The organism is Tautonia sp. JC769 (assembly GCF_040717455.1).
Classification (GTDB): Bacteria; Planctomycetota; Planctomycetia; order Isosphaerales; family Isosphaeraceae; genus Tautonia.
This window is the reverse complement of the sequence record NZ_JBFEFH010000013.1, coordinates 1-19,648: the sequence shown is the minus strand read 5'-3', so window position 1 is coordinate 19,648 and position 19,648 is coordinate 1. Positions and strand designations below refer to the sequence as shown.

14 protein-coding genes are annotated in these 19,648 nt (G+C 64.4%); 6 read left to right on the top strand and 8 right to left on the bottom strand.

Going from position 1 to position 19,648, the window contains the following annotated elements; translation table 11 throughout:
- Nucleotides 1-10 precede the first annotated feature (10 nt).
- The 3 genes from AB1L88_RS14210 to AB1L88_RS14200 all read left to right on the top strand — a co-directional run bounded on the left by AB1L88_RS14210 (nt 11) and on the right by AB1L88_RS14200 (nt 5,401).
- Nucleotides 11-3,391, top strand: coding sequence for a PSD1 and planctomycete cytochrome C domain-containing protein (locus AB1L88_RS14210; RefSeq protein ID WP_367097331.1), 3,381 nt, complete (start codon nt 11-13; stop codon nt 3,389-3,391).
- 130 nt (nt 3,392-3,521) lie between these two features.
- Nucleotides 3,522-4,889: a DUF1501 domain-containing protein gene (locus tag AB1L88_RS14205; protein ID WP_367097330.1), complete on the top strand. Its 1,368-nt coding sequence runs from the start codon at nt 3,522-3,524 to the stop codon at nt 4,887-4,889.
- A gap of 110 nt (nt 4,890-4,999) precedes the next feature.
- Entirely contained in the window at nt 5,000-5,401 is a 402-nt protein-coding gene (locus AB1L88_RS14200) for a 6-carboxytetrahydropterin synthase (protein WP_367097329.1), read from the top strand.
- 107 nt (nt 5,402-5,508) lie between these two features.
- On the opposite strand, the gene AB1L88_RS14195 is transcribed toward AB1L88_RS14200, so the two are convergent.
- The 3 genes from AB1L88_RS14195 to AB1L88_RS14185 form a co-directional block, all read right to left on the bottom strand.
- Nucleotides 5,509-6,303 carry a DUF4190 domain-containing protein gene (locus AB1L88_RS14195; protein WP_367097328.1) on the bottom strand — a complete coding sequence of 265 codons (795 nt, stop codon included), beginning with the start codon at nt 6,301-6,303 and terminating at the stop codon, nt 5,509-5,511.
- Between the two features lie 207 nt (nt 6,304-6,510).
- A complete protein-coding gene (locus AB1L88_RS14190; RefSeq protein ID WP_367097327.1) occupies nt 6,511-7,050 on the bottom strand; it encodes a hypothetical protein in 540 nt (179 codons plus the stop codon).
- A 164-nt stretch (nt 7,051-7,214) separates the two neighbouring features.
- A complete protein-coding gene (locus AB1L88_RS14185; RefSeq protein WP_367097326.1) occupies nt 7,215-8,723 on the bottom strand; it encodes an efflux RND transporter periplasmic adaptor subunit in 1,509 nt (502 codons plus the stop codon).
- 441 nt (nt 8,724-9,164) lie between these two features.
- Between AB1L88_RS14185 and AB1L88_RS14180 the strand changes: the two genes are divergently transcribed.
- Nucleotides 9,165-10,535, top strand: a complete 1,371-nt coding sequence (locus AB1L88_RS14180; RefSeq protein WP_367097325.1) for a hypothetical protein — start codon at nt 9,165-9,167, stop codon at nt 10,533-10,535.
- A gap of 118 nt (nt 10,536-10,653) precedes the next feature.
- Here the strand turns inward: AB1L88_RS14180 and AB1L88_RS14175 are convergent, their stop codons facing one another.
- From AB1L88_RS14175 to AB1L88_RS14160, 4 genes are all read right to left on the bottom strand, one after another.
- Complete coding sequence (locus AB1L88_RS14175) at nt 10,654-11,919, bottom strand: dipeptidase (RefSeq protein ID WP_367097324.1); 1,266 nt, start codon at nt 11,917-11,919, stop codon at nt 10,654-10,656.
- A gap of 147 nt (nt 11,920-12,066) precedes the next feature.
- Nucleotides 12,067-15,438 (bottom strand): multidrug efflux RND transporter permease subunit, encoded by a 3,372-nt coding sequence (locus AB1L88_RS14170; protein WP_367097323.1) that lies wholly within the window; start codon nt 15,436-15,438, stop codon nt 12,067-12,069.
- Between the two features lie 13 nt (nt 15,439-15,451).
- Nucleotides 15,452-16,816 carry an efflux RND transporter periplasmic adaptor subunit gene (locus AB1L88_RS14165; RefSeq protein WP_367097322.1) on the bottom strand — a complete coding sequence of 455 codons (1,365 nt, stop codon included), beginning with the start codon at nt 16,814-16,816 and terminating at the stop codon, nt 15,452-15,454.
- 236 nt (nt 16,817-17,052) lie between these two features.
- Entirely contained in the window at nt 17,053-17,757 is a 705-nt protein-coding gene (locus AB1L88_RS14160) for a phospholipase D-like domain-containing protein (protein WP_367097321.1), read from the bottom strand.
- Between the two features lie 134 nt (nt 17,758-17,891).
- Here AB1L88_RS14160 and AB1L88_RS14155 point away from each other — a divergent pair, with 134 nt between their 5' ends.
- Nucleotides 17,892-18,095 carry a small basic protein gene (locus tag AB1L88_RS14155; protein WP_367097320.1) on the top strand — a complete coding sequence of 68 codons (204 nt, stop codon included), beginning with the start codon at nt 17,892-17,894 and terminating at the stop codon, nt 18,093-18,095.
- 51 nt (nt 18,096-18,146) lie between these two features.
- Here AB1L88_RS14155 and AB1L88_RS14150 read toward each other — a convergent pair whose 3' ends face one another.
- The gene (locus tag AB1L88_RS14150) at nt 18,147-18,434 is read right to left on the bottom strand and encodes a 4a-hydroxytetrahydrobiopterin dehydratase (RefSeq protein ID WP_367097319.1); all 288 of its coding nucleotides are present in this window, start codon (nt 18,432-18,434) and stop codon (nt 18,147-18,149) included.
- A 284-nt stretch (nt 18,435-18,718) separates the two neighbouring features.
- On the opposite strand from AB1L88_RS14150, the gene AB1L88_RS14145 reads away from it, so the two are divergent.
- Entirely contained in the window at nt 18,719-19,606 is an 888-nt protein-coding gene (locus AB1L88_RS14145) for a ZIP family metal transporter (protein WP_367097318.1), read from the top strand.
- Nucleotides 19,607-19,648: the final 42 nt, after the last annotated feature.

Below are 19,648 nucleotides of genomic sequence, written 5' to 3'. Positions count from 1 at the left end.
GCGTCTCGTGATGATGCCAGCTTGTCCGGTTCGTCGGTCGGTCGCTCCTCGACGGGGGCGGCGGTACGCCAGGCTCCTGGCAACGGCCGTCCTCGCGGTTCTTGCGAGTGGTGTTCAGACCGTCGCCCGAGACGATTCCGCTCGAAGGAGCTTCTTCGAGTCGAAGATCCGCCCCGCACTCCTCCTCCACTGCGCCGAGTGCCACGGCGCGACCAAGCAGGCCGGCGGCCTTCGCGTTGATTGGCGTGAGGGATTGCTCGAAGGAGGCCACTCCGGCCCCGCCGTCGAGCCCAGCAATCCCGAGGGGAGCCTGCTTCTCCTCGTCATGGAACATGCCGAGCCCGGCCTCGAAATGCCGAGGAAGGCCCCGAAGCTTGCCGACGAGATCCTCCGCGACTTCCGCACCTGGATTCTCGACGGGGCTTACGACCCGAGGCAAACACTCCCCTCCCCCGAGGACGCCGCTCAGGACGAGTGGTCGATCAAGCTGGCCGAGCGGCGTACCTGGTGGAGTCTCCAGCCCGTCGTTCGCCCCAGGGTCCCCGAACCCGATGATTCTCCCTGGGCCCAGGGGCCGATTGATCGCTTCATCCTCGATCGACTACTCCGGGAAGGACTGCGACCGGCTGAGCCAGCCGAGCCGGTCGTCCTGGCCCGTCGCGTAGCCTACGTGCTCACGGGGCTTCCTCCCGATGAGGGATTGCTCGGATCGTTCCTTGATGATTCCTCTCCGTTCGCCTACGAACGGCTCGTGGACCACCTGCTCGACTCGCCCCACTTCGGTGAGCGCTGGGCGAGGCACTGGATGGACGTCGTCCGCTACGGGGACACCTACGGCTACGAGTGGGACATTCCCGCCAAAGGGGCCTGGCGCTACCGCGATTATCTCATCCGAGCCTTCAATGCGGATGTCCCCTTTGATCAACTCGTCCGGGAACAGATCGCCGGCGACCTGCTGGAACACCCTCGGATCGACCCGGCCGAAGGGGTTGTCGAATCCCTCGCCGGGCCGATGTTCTTCCAGCTCGGTGAGAAACGCCACGGCGACAGCGCCGAGTTCGACGGTATTCATCAGGAGATGCTCAACAACAAGATCGATGCCTTCTCCAAGGCGTTTCTCGGTCTCACCGTCGGCTGCGCCCGCTGCCATGACCACAAGCTCGACGCCATCTCTCAGCGCGATTATCACGCCCTGGCCGGCGTGTTCATGAGTCCTCGCTGGGTTTCCCGGACGCTCGATACCCCTGATCGCAACGCCGAGGTCCTCGCCGAACTCCGCAGCCTGAAGGACCCTTTGCGTGCTGCGTTGGCCGAGTGGTGGCGGTCCCAATCGGCCGATTGGGCTGCCGCCTTGCTTGCTTCGGCCGATCCCTCGATCTCAAACCCTTCCAATCCCTGGGAGGCCGTTGCGGGTGAGATGGGCGAGGAACCGACGCTTGAGCACCCTCTCTTCGCCTGGAGGACCATGCTCAGAGCCTCCCAGGCAGGTGATGATCTGGCCGCGACCTGGGACGAGCTTGCATCGAGATACCGTCAAGAGCGAGGGAGACGCCTGCAGGAGAATGCCGAGGCGTTCACGGTGATCGCCGACTTCTCGGACGGTGTTCCGCCCGGTTGGTCGGTCGAAGGGGAAGGGCTCCGCAGCGGACCGGTCCGCTCGGGAGACTTCACCGTGGCCGTCGAGGGGGACGCGCTCGTCGATGCCATCTTGCCGGCTGGATTGTTCACGCATGCACTTTCTCCGCGATTGAATGGTGCATTACGATCGCCGATGCTCGATGCGCTTCCGCAACCCTGGTTGAACTGGGAGGCCAGTGGCGGTGATTTTTCGGCCGAGCGGACTGTGGTCGACAATGCCTTTTTGACCGAGCGTCAGGCCTACCTGGATCGCGAATACCCCTCCTGGTCGGGCTATCCCTACCTGCCCGAGTTCGTGGGGCGTCGGGTTTATCGCGAGCTTGCGACGAAAGGCAGCAATCCGAATTTCCCACCGCGCGTCGGTCTGGGTGGCCCCTGCTCCGACGAACAGGCCGCCGACCCGAAAAGCTGGTTCGGCGTGACCCGGGCCGTGGTGAGTTCCGGGGCGGGGATCCCTGAGGACGAACTTGGCCGGTTCGTCCCGCTTTTCGAGGGGCCTTCGCCAGGCTCGCTGGATGCTGTTGCGCAGGCATATCAGCGATGGTTCACGGACTCACTCGATCGCTGGCAGGCTGACGAGGCGACCGACGACGATTCCATCCTCTTGAACTGGCTTCTCGACCACGGACTCCTGCCCAATCGCCTCGGCGACTCGGCTCCAGGGGCGGTCGCAGCATTGGTGGAGTCGTACCGAGCGGCAGAACGTCGTATCCTGGAGCCTCGGACCATCAACGGGATGGCCGATCTGGATCAGGGACTCGACGATCGAATCAATATCCGGGGAGACTACGCCGAACTCGGCCCGGCCGTCCCCAGGGGATTCCTGGAGGTTCTCTCCGCGAATGCTGACGAGGCCGCCTTTCGATCCGCGTCGAGCGGTCGACGCGAACTGGCCGAGCGTGTCGCCTCACCCGACAATCCATTGACGGCAAGGGTCTATGTCAATCGGCTCTGGCAATGGGTGTTCGGCGTTGGCCTCGTCGGATCGCCCGACGATTTCGGCAAGCTCGGGGAACTCCCCTCGCATCCGGAATTGCTCGACTGGCTGGCCGCCCGGTTCATGGACGAAGGCTGGTCGACCAAGCGGATGGTGCGCGAGCTGGTCCTGAGCTCAACCTTCCGGCAGGGCAGCATGGCGATTCCAGGATCTGCCGAGATCGACCCTGCCAGCCGACTCCTTGCCCATTATCCGCTCCGGAGGCTCGACGCAGAGTCGATCCGGGACTCCATCCTCGCCGCATCCGGTCGGCTTGATCCCCGATTGTACGGCCCTCCGATCGATCCCCCCCGGTCGAGCGAGGATCCTTCGAAACGCCTCTACTCCGGTCCGCTCGATGGGGAGAATCGCCGCTCGCTGTACATCAAATTGACCCTGATGGAACCGCCCCGCTTCCTGGCGATCTTCAACCAGCCTCCCCCGAAAATTCCGACCGGAAGGCGAGACGTGACCAACATTCCGGCGCAGGCACTCGCGCTGCTGAATGATCCGTTCGTCACGGATCAGGCGGCCTCCTGGGGAGTTCGAGTCGCGGCCCGGCCAGCGGATTCGATTGCAGACCAGCTTTCCACGATGTTCCAGGAGGCTCTCGGTCGAGCACCGAACCCGGCCGAACTCCAGCGGTGGTCGAGCCTCGTCAATGATCTGGCCGTCGAACGGTCGATCGCGTCGGGAGCCATCCTCACTTCGGCCGAACTCTGGGCAGACGTTGCCCATGCTTTGTTCAATACCAAGGAATTCCTTTACCTTCGCTGACCCGTCGCGACCCGAGCCGAGGCCTTTCGCCATGACCATCCGAGGACGACGGGATTTCCAACATCGTTCTTCCGGGTTCCCTGTCCTGAGCCGACGCGATTGGCTGAGGACATCGTCATGCGGATTCGGCATGCTCGCGCTCTCCGGTTTGCTTTCGGAGCAGGCGCGCGGAGCGGACGCCGCGCCGACGGCCCGAGCGAAGCATGTGATTTTCTGCTTCATGGACGGTGGGCCAAGCCACGTCGATACGTTCGACCCCAAACCGGCGCTGTCTCGGTATCAAGGGCAGGCGATCGGCGAGCAAGCCGTTTCGAAGAAGTCGCAATCGGCCGCGTCTCGCGTCTGGATGGGGAGCCCCTGGCGATTCCGTCGCCGCGGTGAACGGGGCCTGTGGGTGAGCGACCTCCTGCCCTACCTCGCCGATTGTGCCGATGATCTGTGCGTGGTGCGATCGCTCGAAGGCGAGCAGCCACTTCACGGGCAACAGAGCCTTCTGTTGCACACCGGACGGGTGACGGGCCAGGCGCCGAGCTTCGGTTCCTGGGTTTCCTATGGCCTCGCTTCAGGACGTTCGGATTTACCGGGTTATGTCCTCCTCAATAATGATTGGATCCCCAATGGAGGGTTCGAGAACTTCGCCCCGGCGTACCTGCCGGCGTCTCACGGCGCAACCATGATCCGTTCCCGTGGTGTTCCCGTTGACGGGATCGAACCGAGCGATCCTCACGCAATTCAGCGCCGGAAGCTCGATCTGCTCGCGGAACAGGACCATGCCTTCGCGCAGCAGTCGACAAACGGCCATGTCATCGAATCGGCGATCCTGAACTACGAGACCGCATTCCGAATGCAAACATCGATCCCCGAAGTGGCTGACGTCTCGGCCGAATCGGTGGAAACCCGCCGGCTTTACGGCCTGGACCGTCCCGACGATCATCAACGGTTCTATGCCTTGCAATGTCTCCGCGCCCGTCGACTGGTGGAACGCGGAGTCCGGTTTGTCGAGATCACCTGCCCTCTGACCCATCCGAACAATTCACCCTGGGATCAGCACGGCGAACTGAAGAAGTACCATACTGAAAATGCGTTAATTTCCGATCAGCCGATTGCCGCGCTGATCGTCGATCTGAAGCGTCGGGGGTTACTCGACTCGACAATCGTGGTCTGGGCCGGTGAGATGGGACGAACTCCCCACACCCCGGCCGTCTCCGAGCGAGCCGGGCGCGATCATCATGTCGATGGCTACTCGATTTTCCTGGCGGGTGGTGGTTTCCGAGGGGGGTTTGCGTTCGGCCAGACGGATGACTTCGGCAATCGAGTGGTTGAGCACCCGCTGACGATTCACGACATCCACGCCACGATCCTGCACCAACTCGGGCTTCATCACGAGCGACTCACCTTCCGGCACGGCGGGAGAGACCAGCGATTGACCGATGTGCATGGGAAAATCGTGCGGGAACTGATCGACGCGCCGGCCGATCCGACTCCCCTCCTGGGGTGAAGACGGGAAGCTCAGGCCCTTTCACTCACCAGGAAGTGATCCTCGCCCCATCCTTGCCGATCGGAGGATCTTCAGCCTAGAATCCCCCCATCAAGGGAGGGAGAAATTTCATGTATCGCGTCGCCCGAGAAATCGACTTCTGCTACGGACACCGCCTGCTCAACTACGAGGGCAAGTGCCGCCATTTGCACGGTCACAACGGGAAGGCCGTGATCCTGCTGGAGTCGGAGGAACTCGACCATCGGGGCATGCTCGTGGACTTCAGCGACATCAAGCAGCATGTCCAGCGCTGGATCGACGATCATCTGGACCATACGATGCTCTTGCATCGCGAGGATCCCATCGTTCCCGTCCTCCAGGAGCGGGGCGAGCGATTTTTCACCATGGACGACAACCCCACGGCCGAGAACATCGCCCGGCTGATTTACGACAAGGCGAAGGAAGCCGGGTTGCCGGTGGTCGAGGTCACGCTCTGGGAAACCCCTCGCTGTCACGCAACTTACGGCGATTAATCGCAATCGGGCCGCCCTGGATCAGAGGGCGGCCCGCGACCGATCGGAATCTCAGCAGGACATCCTTCAGGACAATCGCCGATCGCGACCGTCGGGTCGAATGTCAATTAATGTTCGTGTCCGTGCGCCGACTCCACAACACTCGCCTGGGAACCGGACTCGTACGGGAACACCACGTCCTTGACGTACCATTGACGCTGGCCCTCGTAATCCGTCCCTTCGACACGGAACAAGGCGTACTGGACGGCCGGGAAGTCTTCGGTTTCCGGGCCGTCGAGCATGACTCGAACGTAGGCGAAGGGTGTGATTCCCGAGAAGCCTCTGCCTTCAATATCGTCGAAATGGATGTGTTGATCGCCACTCGCCAGGCGCTGGCTGATGGCTCGAAGCATTGATAATCGCGTGTCGGGCCCAGCCATCTCCTGTTCAGGAGTGTTCTCGACATCGGTCATCAACCCCTGCGGGGTCATCTGAGCGCGAACCTGGGGATGCTGGCCCAACCAGTAGGCATCGGCCATCCCCTTGGATTCCAGGGCTTCGACGAGTTGGGTGGAGTACTCGCGGGCCTGCCGACCGATGATCGAGTGCTGCACCGTCGAAAGCGTCGGGGCGGCGAGCCCGGAGACCAGGCCCAACGTAATCCCGAGGTTTGCGAGCCCGGTCCCGGTGACGAGATCGGGGTAGCGTCGGATGGAGCGTTGGGCGGCTGCGCCGCAGGCGATGGCAGCCACGGATGCCGCCACGAAGGTCAGGCTGGCGAAGCTGACCAGCGAAATCATGCCGAGCACCAGGCTGGCAACAGCCCAACTGCTGATTGCCCGGTAGGTGGGCAACTCATTCTCGATGGGGGAATCGGTCCACGATGGGGCCGTCGAAGAAGCGGCTTGCGGTTCGGTGGCCACGTCGAGGGCTCCTGCGAATGCGATCGCCTGCCCGAAGGGCGGGCCGAGTGCGGGGGCGGGCCGGAAGACCAATTTGAGTACTGATTGCGCGGCTCGCGTGCGGTACATGCGAACCTGAGCGTCCATGACCAGGCTAATCGGCGAATCAGCACGGCGTCAAGGACCGGGAGCGAGGCCTTGGGAGGCTCCGCAGCCTATCCGTGGCTGTTACGACAGATCGAACGGATTGGTTCGCTGCGGGAGCATCGACAGAATCCAGATGCAGATCCAGATCGAGCCGAGCGCCCACCCTGTCACGCTCGTCCAGGTCCAACTCCAGGCGATCCGGCCGGTCCGCCAGCCTCCGATCATCACGGAAAGGGCCACCGGCCCGAGGATTTCAGGCCCGATCGGGGCTGCCCAGTCGAGTTCCCGGACGTTCCCCTGGACCAGCGCCGTGAGGTCGAACACCCAGAGGAGCACGCCACCCGCGATCCAGGTCAACTCGCCGATGGTTCCGTCTTCCGTGCCTCTCCGCCACAAGAGGAAGGGACCGACCATCGCCAGACAGCCGGCAAGGGTCGAGAGGCTGGCGATCAATTCGCGAGGCGGCCAGGAAAGCTCGTGGCGATCGACCAGCAACATCAGGCCATAGCCGATCGCGAGCAAGACCAGGGTCGCACTGAGCAGGGGAGACGAGGCGCCCTGAGCCGACGACACGGAGGCGGCAGATGCGGAGTTCCGCGAGGCGGCACGTTTTGAGGGCATCGAGAGGGACCCGGAGATCGAGGGACGGCCGGCGTCGGATCGTCGCGGCGGCAGTGCGGGCGCCGACCCGTTCCGGCACGCGCCGCGGCTCGATCCTTCCCATCGGTTTCCGGGCCAAACGATCATGAGTCGGTTCGACCCGGAAACCCGGCGGATGATGCCGATCAGTACAGAACTGCAGATCCGAGGGCCGCGTGCGACTCGCCGAGGTCAATCGGGTCAGATGTGACCAGCGGTTCGGACGCCGGTGCTTCGATCATCAGCTCCTCCAGGTCATACCGGGTCGGGTGGAGCACCACCTCTTCCCCTTCGTCCAGCCCGCCCATGATCTGAAGCATGTCGATCGTGCCCGGCCGCACCTCGACCGACCGGCGTTCGAGGCCTCCGGGGCTGGCGACGTAGCAGAACGAACTTCCCTTGTCGAAGGCAAGCGCCTCGGCCGGCACGACCAGGGCATCGGCCCGGCGATCGGTCTCGATCTCCACCTCGGCCTCCATCTTGGGCATGATGCCGGGCATCGACGCGACCTCGATGATGGCCTTGTAATCCTTCACGTCGTCCTTGATGCGGCTCAATCGCGTGGTGACGGGGAGCCGTTCAACCTTGATGACCCGGCCCGGCAGCAGCACGTCCGGGAACGCCGTGACCCGGACCGAAGCCGGCATGTCCTTGCGGACCCGCTCGACGATCGTTTCGTTCAGCGTGACCTCGACCTGCATCGCATCGAGATTCGGCAGGAGGAAGAGGTCCATGTTCCGGTGAACCTCCACGCCGGCGGCCAACGGCTCGACTCGATCGTCATCGGTCGCGTAGATCACATACCCGTCGTGAGGGGCTCGGATGGTGCAATTCTCGAGTTGCTCCTTGTACTGCGCGAGCCGTTCCAGCTGCCGCTCGTGTCGCCGACGGTAGTAGACCGCGGTCGAGAGCCGGCGATCGATCTCGGTCTCCAGCGTCTGCGTCATTTTCGGGACGGTGTATTTCAGATAATTCGCATAGGCGATCCGGACCCGATCCAGAGCGATCTGGTCGCTCAGGAAGAGCTGCTTCTCTTGCTCGTGCCGCGATTGAGAGATGTAACCGAGCGGCAGCATCTTCTCCGACCAGGCGAGCCGGTCTTGCTGGCGCTTGAACTGGGCTTCGGCCAGCTTGACCTGGCCCTCATAATCCTGGATTTCTTGAACCCGAAGCCCATCGACGTACTCGGTCAGCGAGATCTGGGCGGTTTCCAGATCCAGTTCGACTTGCTGCAACTCCGCGGCGGACTTCTGGACCTCGATCTCCTTCTGGCGGATCAACTCCTCGTACTCCGATCCGTCGATCCGGCACAGGACATCCCCCTTCTTCACGACCGACCCTTCGGGAACGACCTCGGTGAGGACGGAGCGGCCGCTGGTGGAAATGCGGCTCCCCCCGGCGTTCCGCTCGCTGAATCGCTCCAGCTCGCATTCGATCAGGGTGTTTTCCGAGCTGTTCAGTTCGCCGTTCGCGACCACGGTCACGGACAGGTCCTGGCGAAGCACGGGAACCCGGGTAATCCCTTCCGGGATCGCCCGAGCGTCGCTCGACCACGAGGCCGAGGGGAGCAGGACGGCCGCACTGGCGGCCACGCCGGCCATGACCAGCGTTGCGGCGAGCCAGGAGAGTCCTCGCTTCGACGTTCGGGTTTTCATGGGATCGTTCCTCATTCAAAGGCAGGAGGGAGGCGGGAAGGCATGTCGTCGTCAGCCCGAGTGGCCTCGGGGCTGAGGGAAGGCAGGCGATCAGGAGGGTGTTCGGATCGGCTTCGACACCGAACAAGGGTCGAGCAAATCATCCCGATGTTGACCGCCTCAAGGGGGGAGAATCAAGGGACCCGAGTCAATCGTGCAAGGATGATGCCGATGACTCGGTCGAGTTTGCAGGACCCCATTACCATCGGCAGAAGCGATGCTGCAGGTTTGATCGCTTCTGTGTCCCGAGCGGTAGGGTGGACCGATTGTACAACAATCGCTCAATCGAGGCAACTTCGAGGAATCCTCTCGGGCCCAACACCCATTTCCGGTGCCTCGGGGACGTCTATAAAACGGTTATAGAACAAAAATCCCGCTCGGCCAGAGAGAAGGACGCTCCTCGTGAATCTCCGGATCATGACCAGAATCGGCATGTTGTCATGCGTGATTGCCGCCGTTGCCCTTGATGTCGCCCTGGCAGGGACCGGTGTGGTCGAGCCCGCGGCGGTCGATCGGGGCCGAGAGGCGTTGACGTCTCGAAGCTTCTTGAAGCCCGAGTGGAGTCTCGAAATCTACGAGAACGTCGCCGAGCTCTGGGGAGGCGAGGCTCCTGATCCCGACGCCGACCCCGAAGCGTACGCCCTCGCCTTCAACCGGCGGTACGGCTTGCACCCGGCCCCCTTCCCCAACGATGGCCTGCCGATGGGCCTGAAACGATCGACCGATCCGGGCACCGGACGTCAAGGGCTCCAGGTCGATTGTCTGGTTTGCCACGGCGGGTCCATCGGCGGGCAGAGCTTCGTCGGCCTGGGGAACTCGCAACTGGACATGATCGGCCTGTACCAGGACTTCTTTCAGGCAGACGGGCGTCCGATCTTCTTCACGGGCTTCACGGTCAACACCGTCCGGGGGGCGGTCAATGCCGGGCAGATGGCCGCTGTCCTGATCAGCCTGCGCAAGCCCGACCTCTCGCGGCGGCTGTTCCCGATCCTCCATGGTTCGAAGTTCCCCGAGACCGACGTGCCCGCCTGGTGGAATCTCAAGTACAAGGACACGAGCTACTACGACGGCCGCACCGATGCCCGATCCGTCCGGTCGAACATGCAATTCATGCTCGGCGAGAAAAACCGAGAGCAGTTCGAGGAACTCGAGCCTGCGTTCGCTGACATCCTCGCCTATCTCAACAGCATCGATGCGCCGTCTTATCCCTTCGAGATTGATGCGAACCTGGCTGCCAGCGGCCGGGCAATCTTCGAGAATCAATGCGCGAAATGTCACGGCTCGTACGGCGACGAGCCGTCGTACCCGAATCTGATCGTCGAACTCGATCGGATCGGCACCGATCCGGCCCGGGCCCTGGCCCCCTCCGACCTCTTGGTCTCACACTACAATTCCACCTGGTTTGCCGAGGAGTATCCCGTCGATGAGGTGATGACGGGCTATCAGGCGCCCCCGCTCGAAGGTATCTGGGCCACCGCGCCTTACTTGCACAACGGATCGGTGCCTACCCTGGAGCAGGTGCTCGACTCCTCCTCCCGTCCCGATCGCTTCCGACGGCCCCCCTCGACCGATTTCGAGCACTACGACACCGATCGGGTCGGCTGGCGTGTTGAAATCCTCGATCCCGTCTCTCCCGAAGCGGCGAATCGAGAGAAGGACCGCTCCATCTTCGATACCGGTCGCTACGGTCTCGGGAATCAGGGGCACACCTTCGGCGACGCGCTTCGCCCCGACGAACGCCGGGCCGTGATCGAGTACCTCAAGACGCTCTGAATCAAACAGAACGCCCTCGATCCGTTCGCCAGCCACCGGAATCGGCGGCCGGAGAAGCGATCGAGGGCCTCTCGTCGTGCGGAGCCGCATGGCCGCCGCCCAGCCGCGGCGTACCCGATCAATGGGCTTGCTGCGGCTGTCCGGGCTGCTGCACATCGGGCTCGGTTTCGGCTTGAAGCCTCCTGGCCACCACTTCCGCCTCTCGGAGGGCACGGAGGGCATTGCCCCCGAGGATCTTGACGACGTCGTCGGAGGAATATCCCCGCCGCAGGAGTTCCTCGGTCAGTCTCGGGTAGCTCGACACGTCTTCCAGGCCGACCGGCACGCGGTTGATGCCGTCGTAGTCGCCGCCGATTCCCACGTGATCGATGCCGGCAATCGTGGCGATGTGGTCGATGTGGTCGGCGACGAGGGCCACATCACCACGCAGCTCGACTTCGTGCTCGTCGATCCAGTCACGCAACGCGTTCCGATAGGCGGCGTCGTCATCCGGGAACTCATTCCGGAACCGCGATCGAGCCTCGGCCAGCCGTTCCGAGGCGTTCGGGACCAGGAAGCTCGGGTAGAAGTTGACCATGATCACGCCCCCATTCTCGGGCATCCGACGCAGGATCGCATCGGGGACGTTCCGGGGGTGGGGCGCGATCGCGTAGGCGCTGGAGTGGCTGGCGATGACCGGCGCGGCGGAGACGCGGAGACAATCCTCCATCGTCGCCTCGGAAACATGCGAGAGATCGACGAGCATTCCCAGCCGGTTCATCTCCCGGACGACCCGCTCACCGAACTCCGAGAGGCCACCGCTCCTCGGCTCGTCGGTGGCCGCGTCGGCCCAGGAGAGGCTGGAGTTGTGCGTGAGAGTCATGTACCGCACCCCCAGTCGAGCGAAGTTGCGGAGGAGGGAAAGGTCCTCCTCGATCGCCACTCCACCCTCGATCCCGAGCAACGAGGCGATCCGGCCCGAGGCGACGATCCGCTCCACATCGTCCGCCGTCCGGGCGAGCTCGAACGCGTCTGGGTAGCGTTCGATCATCCGGTAGACGATGTCGATCTGCTGGAGGACCGTCTGCGACGGATTCGGCTGGTCGCTCGGGATGTAGACCGACCAGAACTGTGCATCGACCCCCCCCTCGCGCAACCGAGGAATATCGGTGTGCCCCGAGTCGAGCCGCCGTCCGATGTCGAGCCGGTCGAAGGCCACGTCACCATCCCCCCGGAGCCTCCAGGGCAGGTCGTTGTGGCCGTCGAGCAGGATGGCCCTGGCATGGACCTCCGCGGCCCGGGGAGAGACGGCCGGGTCGGGGTCTTCGGCCGAGTCGGCCGAGGTCCCAGGGAGCAGGGCCGCGACGATCACCGCCGCTGTTCGAATCGGGGACAGAACTCGCATGATGAAGAATCCTCAGTCCATCGTTCGGGGGCAGGATCGCCAGCCTGGCCAGACCGATGTTTGGCCTTGAACTGTGCTCCTGCAGCCCGAATCCCGAGAGAACGATCTTGAATCACGCCGGGCGTGCCGGAACGGGGCGCAGTGATTCTAACCGGTCGTCGCGGACGAATTCGACGCTGACGGCTCCAGGGGAGGGCTTGCAGTGCCGGCCATCCCGGCAACTCGACCGACCGTGATCGAGCGGATCACCACATAGAAGACCGGGGTCAGCAGGACCCCGAAGGCAGTCACTCCGAGCATCCCGGAGAAGACCGCCGTGCCCAGCGCCTGCCTCATTTCCGCCCCCGCCCCCTCGGCCCTGACCAGGGGGACGACCCCCAGGATGAACGCGAACGAGGTCATCAGGATCGGCCTCAGCCGGAGGACCGAGGCCAGCACGGCCGCCTCGCGTCTCGGGTGGCCTTCCTGCTCCTTCTCCCGGGCGAATTCGACGATCAAGATGGCATTCTTGCACGCCAGCGCGACGAGGACGACGAAACCAATCTGCGTGAAGATGTTGTTGTCCATCCCCCGGAGCATGATGCCCGCAATCGCGCAGAGCAGGCACATGGGCACGATGAGGATGATCGACAGCGGCAGGCTCCAGCTCTCGTACTGGAAGGCCAGGACCAGGAACACGCAGAGCACGCAGAAGGGGAAGACGAAGAGCGCCGTGTTGCCTTCGAGCTTCTGGAGCAAGGTCAACTCGGTCCATTCCGTGCTCATGCCTCGGGGCAGTTCGTCGACGGCGATCCGTTCCATCAGGGAAACCACCTGGCCGGAACTGGTCCCCGGCGCCGGGGCCCCCACGACGGACGCGGACGGGAACAGATTGTATCGCTCGATAATCGTCGGGGCGCCGATCTCCCTGACCGATGCCACCGCCCCCAGAGGGACCATCCGGCCCTCGGCCCCTCGGGTCTTCAGCTGGGCGATCTGGTCGGGGCGAAGGCGATAAGGGGAGTCGGCCTGGATGTTGACCTGCCAATTGCGGCCGAATCTCGTGAACTGATTCACGTAAAGCGACCCGAGTTGAATTTGGAGCGTCTCGAAGATGCTGTTGAGCGGCACGCCCATCGACCGGGCCATGTCGCGGTCGATGTCGATGAAATACTGCGGGACATCGGCGCGATAGCTGGAGAAAAGCCCACCGATCGTCGGTTGCGCCGTCCCGGTGTCGATCAGGTTGGCGACCGACCCCTGGAGCAGATCCGGGCCCAGGTCCGCCCGGTCCTGCACCATCAGCTTGAACCCGCCGACGCTCCCCAGCCCATCGACCGGAGGGGCGCCGAAGACGCTGACGATCGCGTCCTGTTCCTCGCGCGATTCCAGGGCGAAGCGACGCAAGACCGCATCGGCACTCAGCTCTTCTCGACCGGCCCGCTCCTCGAACGGTTCGAGCACCACGAACATCGAGCCGATATTCGAGGCGTTCGTGCTGTTCAGGGCCGAGTAGCCGACCATGTCGATGGTGTGGGCCACGCCGGGGATGTCACGGGCGGTCTCCGACAACCGCCGGATGACCGCCTCGGTCCGCTCGAGCGAACTGGCATCGGGGAGCTGCGCGTTGACGACGAGATACCCCTTGTCCTGCGACGGGATGAAGCCGACCGGCACGGCCCGGAACCCGGCGAAGGTCAATCCGAGCAGGCCGACGTAGGCGATCAGGACGATTGCCGACGCCCGGATCAGGCCCGAGACCATGCGGCCGTAGATCGTCGTCGCGACGTCGAACACCCGGTTGAATCCGGCGAATAACAGCGCCAGCAGGCGATCGATCGCGATGCCGAGGAACCACCCCGCCACGGCTCCGGCCAGCGCCGCGAGACTTCGGGCGATCCACTCCCGAGACTCCTCCAGGCCCATCGTCGAAGCAATCCTCGACCCGAACATCACATCGGCCAGGAAGGCGAATGCGATGACATAGGCGAGGCGGGGCAAGGCCCATGACCGCTCGGTGTCCGGGCCGTGGTCGTGAGACTTGAGCAGGATGGCGCACAGCGCCGGGCTGAGCGTCAGCGAGTTGATCGACGAAATGACGGTCGAGACCGCGATCGTCAGTGCGAACTGCTGGTAGAACCGCCCCGAGATGCCGCTGATGAAGGCCACCGGCACGAAGACCGCCAGCATGACGAACGTCGTGGCGACGATCGGCCCGATCACCTCGCGCATCGCTCGCGACGTCGCCTCTCTCGGTTTCAGCCCGAGGGCCAGGTTCCGCTCGACGTTCTCGACCACGACGATCGCATCGTCCACCACGATCCCGATGGCCAGGACCAGCCCGAACAGCGACAGGTTGTTGAGCGAAAACCCGAACAAGGCCATGAAGATGAACGTGCCGATCAGCGAGACCGGCACGGCCACCATGGGGATGATCGTCGCCCTCCAGTTCTGCAAGAAGATCAGGACGACCAGGAAGACCAACGCAAAGGCTTCGAAGAGCGTGTGAACGACGCTGGTGATCGACTCCTCGATGAACTGAGTCGTGTCGTAGACGATCCGATATTCCAGGCCGGGGGGGAAAATGGAGTCCTGGAGTTCGGCCATTCGGTCGTAGATCCCCTGCGCCGTGGCCACGGCGTTCGAGCCGGGAAGCTGGAACACCGCCAGGGTGATGGTCGGGGAGCCATCGAGATAGGTGTTCACGTCGTAGCTGCGAGCCCCCAGCTCGATCCGGGCCACGTCCCGCAGGCGGGTCACGCGGCCGTCGTCGCCGGTCTTGACGATAATCTGCTCGAACTCGTCGGCCTCGAGCAGTCGCCCCTGGGTGCTGAGGGTGTACTGGAAGCCGACATCGGCCGGGGCGGGCTGCTGGCCGAGGCGGCCGGCGGCGACCTGGACGTTCTGCTCTCGGATGGCGTTGGCCACGTCGGAGGCCGTCAGGTCGAGCGACGCGAGGCGGTCCGGGTCGAGCCAGACCCGCATGCTGTATTCCCGCTCGCCGAGGAAGGACACGTCGCCGACCCCCGGAAGCCGGGCCAACTCGTCCCGGATCTGGAGCGAGGCGAAGTTGCTCAGGTAGAGCTGGTCGTAGCGGGCGTCGGGGGAGATCAGGTTGACGCAGAGGGTGATCGACGGCGACTTCTTCTTGGTCGTCACGCCGATCCGCTTGACCTCCTCGGGCAGCTTCGCCTCGGCCGTGCTGACGCGGTTCTGCGTCAAGACCTGGGCGGTGTCCAGGTCGGTGCCGACCTCGAACGTGACGTTCAGCAGGTACTGCCCGTCGGAGGTCGAGGTCGACGACATGTAGAGCATGTCCTCCACGCCGTTGACCTCCTTCTCGATCTCCGAAGCGACCGTGTCGGCCACCGTCTGTGCATTGGCCCCCGGAAAACTCGCCGCGACCGAGACCGTCGGTGGGGTGATCTCCGGATACTGCGCGATCGGCAGCCCGATCAACGCAACCCCACCGAACAGGACTGTCAGGATCGAGATGACCGCCGCGGCGATGGGCCGCTTGATGAAGAACTCGGTGAACATCGGGCGGCAATCCTCAAGGAGCGTCGGGATCGGGAGTCGAGCCGGGCGAGGGAGCGTCCCCGGGACTCGGGGCGTCGGACGCCGCGGGGGATTCAAGTTCCTCCATGCCGGCAGCCTCCGTAATGCCGATGGCCGGGAGATCGAGACCCTCGACTTCGCCCGAGGCCTCGGAAACCACCGCGAGCGCCTCCTCCGTGCCGGGGGGCATCGGCATGGCGACGTCTCGGGGTTCGACGGCGATCCCCTCGCGGACCCGCTGGATGCCGCCGACGATCACGCGGTCCTCGGCCGTGAGCCCCTCGGTCACGACCACCATCCCGCTGAAGACCGGGCCGACATCGATCAGCCGCCGCTCGACGCGGTTCTCGTCGTCCACCACATAGGCGAAGCGAATCCCCTGGTCGGAGCCAAGTGCCGTCTCGGTGATGAGGAGCTGATCCTCGGGCTTGCCCAGAGGGATGCGGACCCTCGCGAACAGCCCCGGAGAGAGCAGGCGGTCCGGGTTGGGGAACACCCCCCGTGCTCGCAGGGTGCCGGTGTTCGGGTCGATCCGGTTGTCGGCGAAGTCGAGGATGCCGACGTGCGGGTAGCCGGGTTCGACGGCCAGGCCCATCTCGATCGGGATCATGGCTTCTCGGATGCGGGTGGCATCGAGTTCCTCTCCCCGGCGTTCCGAGGCGTCCTTCCGATAGCGGAGCAAGGCCCGCTCATCCACGTCGAAGTCGACGAACATGGGGTCGACCGAGACGACCGTCGTCAGCAAATTGTCGTCCGTCTTCCCGACGGTGATCAGGTTGCCGACATCAACCATGTGAGCCCCCGCCTGCCCGGAGATGGGCGAGGTGACCTCGGTGAAGCTCATGTCGAGCCGGGCCCGATCGAGCTCCGCCTCGGCCCCCTTGGCCTCGGCCACGGCCACGTCGTATGCGGCCGCGGCGCGGTCGAAATCCTGGCGGCTCCCCACGTCCCGCTGGGCGAGTGTTCGGTAACGATCCCGCTCCACCGCGTTCAGTCGGGCGCGTGCCTTGGCCTGCTCGACCCGGGCCTCGGCCAGCTCAACGGCATCGTGATACTCGCGCGGATCGATCACGAACAGGACCTGGCCCGCTTCGACCAGCTCCCCCGCCTCGAAGCGGATTTCCTTGAGATAACCCTGCACGCGAGCCCTGATCTCCACGGTCGAGACTGCCCGGGTCCGGCCCGTGTACCGATCGTAGTCGACCACCGGGCGGACCAGGGGGCGACTGACCGAGACGGGAGGGGGCCCCGCCTCCACGACCGAGGGCTCGGCACGTTCGCAGCCGGCAGACGCCAGGCAGAGGACCATCGGTGCGGCCAGAGCCGATGCTCGGCAGAGGAAGGGGACGATACGGCTCATGGTCTCAGAACGCTCCCGGAATGGGGCAAAGAATCAGCGCCAAGGAGGTGTGCCGATCGGAATGATCCTAAATGTTCGGTTCGGTCTTCGTCGACCCTGTCCGCAACGGATCGCGTCGAACGTCCTGCCTCCCGGCAGAACCCCTTTTGATTCGACGCCATTCGTCCCGATATCGTCGTCGACCACGGAATCACGAATCCGAAGGGGCATCGTACCGACCGAGTTGCCGTCTCGAATCACTTCGATTCTCCGAGCAGGCCCCAGAGCCGTTCGAACTCCCGCAGAAATGAGGTGACGAGCCCGGCCTCGCTGGTGATGATGAAATTCTCGAAGTTGTACTCGGCCGCCCCTCGGGTCCAGTTGTAACTGCCGGTCAGCAAGGTGGCACGGTCGAAGACGGCGAACTTGTGGTGCATGTGATTCGGGTCGCGGTCGGTGTGCAGCCTGATCCCCGCTCGCCTGAGTTCTCGGATGTCCGACCCGGTGTCGTGTGCCTTCTCGTCGTCGCTGATGACCCGGAGGGCAACCCCTCGTCGGTGGGCGGCGAGCATGGCCGAAGCGATCCGGTCATCGGTGATCGTGAAGACGCAGACATCGACGGAATGCCGGGCGCGGTTGAACAGGCCGGCGATGGCCCGAGGGCCGGAGTCGCCCGGCATGAAATAGGCCGCCCCCTTCTCCGGGGCCTCGCGACCGGACGAGGTGCGGTGCGCCAGCAATTTCTCGACCCCCTCGAGCCAGTCGAGGATTTCCGGACCTCCGCCGTCGTCCAGGGCCCGGCGGGCCAGGGCGAATGCCCTGCTCCTCCAGAACGCCTCGGTGGCGGTGTCGGCATCCTGCTCGTCGAGGAGTTTTTGGATCGTCTGGCGTTCGCCCCGGGAAAGGCGATGGTCGTCGAGGGTCTGGGCCAGCAGGGCGTCGATGCGATCTGCGTCGGACATCGGTGCGGCTCGTCGGCTTGCAGTGGGCCGGTCGGGGGTGTTATGATGCCTCGTTCCAGCCCGGACCGAAGGCGCCTAAGAACCAAAAATCGTCCCCCCCGACCTCGGGAGGAAGGGGGTTGGGAGTTGTTCCGATGTCGATGGACAAAAGTTTGAAGAAGGCCAGCGGCCTTTCCCGTCAGCGTAACGTGCAAACCCGTGCCGAGCGACTGGCCATCCTCCAGGAAGACGGCCGTTGGGATCACGATCAACCGGTTTATGGCCTGCCCAAGACCCGGCACCGCGACCTGGCCGTCGGCCAGTCGGGACCGAAGCGACCGGGCAGCGGCCAGGACTAAGGCCGGGGAAACCTGGCCTCCCGCAGCCGCCGTCATCGCCCGAAATCGTGCTCAGCGATCGTCCGGCAGGGCGTTCAGCTCGGTGGCGAGTTGAAAGTCCCGATCGGTCAGCCCGCCCGCGTCTCGGCTATTGACCTCGATCCGTACGGTCCGATAACTGAGCACGATTTCCGGATAATGTTTCAGCCGATCGGCCACGGCCCAGGCCTGATTGACGAACTCAAGCCCGCGTCGGTCTGAGGCAAACTGCCAGGTGCGAACGAGCATGTCGCCCACATGCTCCCACCCCGGAACGGTTGCGAGCCGAACCTGGATCGTCTCGTCGTGGAGCTTCTTCATCGGCCGCTCCTCGCGGATCGGATTCGGATCGATTCGATTGCGATGCCCCTCAGGAGCTTCGGACCCGACGCATCCCGGCCCAAATCGACTGGAACTCGATTATCCCTCGCTCCCTCAGAGAGGGCAAGGGTCCCCTCGCTGCCCCGTTCGCGAAGCGGAGCGGTTCGGGCGCGGATCGCGATGGTTCACACGCCCTGGGACCCTTTCGCTCGCCCCTTCGACGTGACGCTCTGAGCCGTCCTCGGACGTTCTCGCCCTTTGACCGGCCCCGGGAGGGCCGTCGCATGACGCTGGCTCTGGCCCTCTCCTGCCTCGCGATCGTCGCTGTCAGTCTGCTTGGCGGCTTGCTCCCGCTCATCACGACGCTCACCCACACGCGACTTCAGCTTTACCTCAGCTTCGCCGCCGGGACCATGCTGGGCGCGGCGTTCTTTCACATGATGCCCGAGGCCGTCGCCCTGGGCTCGGCCGGTACGCTTCGATGGGCCGCCGCCGGGCTCACGGCGTTGTTCCTGCTCGAACGCTTCTTCTCCTTCCACCAGCACGAGGCCCCCAACCCGGCCGAGCCCCACGATCACGGGCACGACCACGGGCATCACCATCAGGCCAACCGCGGCCGGGTCGAATCGCCGACCCTGAACTGGGCGGCGGCGGCAATCGGTCTGGCCGTGCATAGCCTGATCGGGGGAGTGGCGCTGGCCAGCGCGGTCGTGGCCGACTTCGAGACGAAAAGTACCTTCGGCGCCGCGAGCTGGGGGGTCTTGCTCGCGACGATCGTCCACAAGCCCGCCGATGCGCTGACGGTGATCAGCCTGATGCTCCGAGCCCGGACGACCCCGGCGAAGGCCCACCTGGTGAACTTCGGCTTCTCGCTGATGATCCCGATCGGTGTGGCCCTGTTCCTGATCGGTGTTTTGCTGCTCGATGCGCCTCGATCGGGGATCGTGACCGCGTCGGCCCTGGCCTTCTCCGCCGGGACGTTTCTCTGCATTGCCCTGAGCGATCTGCTCCCGGAGCTGCATTTCCATTCCCACGACCGGACGAAGCTCTCCGTCGCGTTCCTGCTCGGCCTCGGCCTGATGTTCCTCTCCTCATTCGGCGAGTCGGAACACACGCATTCCCCGATCGATCACGAGGATCACGGCCATGTCCTCCCGGCCGACGACCACTGATGGTCGGCCCTCCCGCTGTGCCTCGGGGTGATTCGAGCCCGG